Consider the following 312-nt stretch of genomic DNA (forward strand, 5'->3'; position numbering starts at 1 on the left):
CGCCAGACGGTCAGGTCATTGCGGGCGCTGGCCGGCATAACTATCACCAGTCCTTCACCATCAACGATGCTGGCGGGCATCGTGTCGCCCTCGTTCTTGCCGGTGGTCCGAACGGTGACCCGAACGCTACCGGGTCCGGGCCGATCACCGATGCCTTTGTCCGGTCGGTTCGTTCGCGGTGGCCTTCTCACAACGTGACCCGGTTCGATTCGGCTCAGGACTTCTGTGAGCCCGGATGCTTCGAGCTTCTGGAAAAGACGTGCCGCACCTTGGCTCAGGACATGGGTATCAAGGGGCGCGCGATTGTTCCGG

1 protein-coding gene is annotated in these 312 nt (G+C 62.5%); it reads left to right on the forward strand.

Going from position 1 to position 312, the window contains the following annotated elements:
- Nucleotides 1-312 (forward strand): hypothetical protein (locus tag VJI94_RS08160; protein WP_324008989.1); only part of this gene is annotated, 312 nt, incomplete at both ends.

The organism is Parvimonas sp. D9 (genome assembly GCF_035282565.1).
Taxonomy (GTDB): Bacteria; Bacillota; Clostridia; order Tissierellales; family Peptoniphilaceae; genus Parvimonas; species Parvimonas micra.